At 46.3% G+C, this 2,290-nt stretch carries 1 protein-coding gene; it reads right to left on the minus strand.

Annotated elements, in window-relative coordinates:
- A partial coding sequence (locus NC238_15640; protein ID MCM1567338.1) for a hypothetical protein occupies positions 1-2,290 on the minus strand: 2,290 nt, incomplete at both ends.

The raw sequence follows: 2,290 nt of genomic DNA on the forward strand, positions 1-2,290 counted from the left end.
CAGTCAAGCTAAGGTTGGTGTCGTACCTGGGAATCGCCGTATATTCTCTTCCTGCCAAAAAAGTATTGTTCAGGCTTATCCAGCTGACCTCCGGCGGCGCTGAAGCAATGCGCGTTGCATTGAAATATACCGTACCGGACTGAGGCATAATATCCAGGACCTGGGTTTGATAGCCGGGCATTTTTAATGCAACCCTTGTCCTTCTCCCCTTGGGAAGCTGAATGCTTGTCTGTTTTCCGAAATCACAGCTCGCAGTCTTGCCATTATAATACAAGGTTCCCTTCAGGGGATCCGTAAAGGACGGACGATCCCTGACCGTCGCCGCCTGAATGCCTATGCTTTGTGTCATTGGTTCTGCTTCGTCTGTGACGGTAGCTTTAAGATCCCCGGGAAGCTGTGAACCTGCAATAAAGTAGTATACGGAGGAATAAAACTCATCAAAGCCGGCGGCTTCCCATTTTACTGTCTTGCCTTCCTCCAGGCCGGACTTGGGGACAAGCCCCAGCACATCTACATTTTTACTGCCGCCGTATTGCCCGCCAAGAAATCCAAATTTTTCGCTGTCTATGGAACTTTGGTGCTTGCTGACCGGGGCAACGACGACTTTGAACTCGGCTTCATAAACATTGGTCATATCAAATATAAAGTAGTCCTGATTAACGATCCTCCCGTCGGGCAGAATCCAGTAAAGGAAACGATACTCGTTGCCGCTGGAAATACTGATGCTGATTTTACCGGGATCGAAAGGCCGGTATTCCGTCCTTTTGTTGATCTCCAGAGGTAACTGGTAACCTCTTCCGGAGTATATCCAAACAGTATTTTTCATATCCGAATAATCACATTTTATCGTGATTTTCCTTGTCTCAGGCAGTTTTTCAAAAACCGGTGTGACATGGATTTTGTCATAATCCGGACGATCTACCGGAAGGACCTCTCTTAAAAGTCCGGAATCTATATTGATATATTCTCCGTCTTTGTAAAGCTCAGTAATTGTCGCAGAGCTCTTTTTATCCAACTTGTAGCCTTTAAACCGCCATCCCGGATTTGGGCGGGCATCAATATAAAAAACGTCATCCCTTACCGCTTTATCATGGCCGATGGAAAAAGCACCTTGCAGCTTGACCAATCTGACGGTACCGTTGGGAGACTGGTTTACAACCATGCCATATTCACGTTTTATAAGCTCTATCTTTGTTACGTATAAATCTATAATAGGATCGGAGAAAAACAGATGCGTCCAGGACTTTTTAATCGAGAAATTGATAAACATATCCCCTGTGGCTTTTCTCGCACCGTTGGTTATAAGAGAAAGTGACACAGAGGCGTTTTGATTGAAGGGACCAGTGACACTACCGAAGTTGTATTTTGGGGCATTCAAGTCGCTGACCATGGTGAAATAAGCCTGGCTTTTGACAAATTCCTGGTGGTCGCCGCTCCAATCATTCCTCCAACTGTAGTTTATCCTTTCAATTCCTGTAAGGTCTACCGGGCGTGTACTGGAAATCACTGCCTCTCCCTCGGAATTTTTTGCATTATAATAGAAGCCGATGCGCCCGTTGGCTGCAGTTCCCAGCATTTGCTCACAGGAAGAGGGGGCTTTCAAAGATTTGAAGCCAAGCCTTTTATTTGGGCTTGAAGAATCATGGATCACGACTGTTTTGGAAGGGCTGTCGGTCTGCGCTGCCATCGGTAAAATGTTCGCCGTATAATTAGGTGAAGCCTCATTTTGTTCCGGAAGCTCAAACAGAACCTTTTTTCTTTTTCGGAACATGTCCGCAGTCAAAATACCCGAAGCCATGTCATCTGCAGAAAACTCTGTCTCGAGCTCAGCAACCGCTGCTTCCCCTATGTCCTCCTCAAGCTCCATTTCTATTGCCGCTTTATATCCGGTATATTCCGCAGTGCTCCCGGCACCGCTTACTGCTTCCTCCTCTGAAATTTTCTCATTGGTTATTAATATGCTTGCGGAAGCAGGCTCACCCAAAATGCCTCCCTGCACGTTTGACAATTCAAAATAGAAGCTCTTTCCTTCTGCATTGGGATTCAAAATCGGTATGAAAACTCTCTTTTCAGTTTCACCGGGATTCAGCATAACGGAAGTGGTTATTCCCTGATAATCCTCCCCCACGGAGGCAGTACCGCTTCTTGTTGACATATCGAAGGAAACCAGCCTTTGTTCACCCTTTTTCCTCAGAACAGTTACCTCAACTGCACCGGCGGATGCATCAGCACTGTATTCTTCACTTGAAAGCTGGATAACCGGCAGCTCCGCAGCTTCATCATCCACTAT

It is taken from the genome of Dehalobacter sp. (genome assembly GCA_023667845.1).
In the GTDB taxonomy this organism is placed as follows: domain Bacteria; phylum Bacillota; class Desulfitobacteriia; order Desulfitobacteriales; family Syntrophobotulaceae; genus Dehalobacter.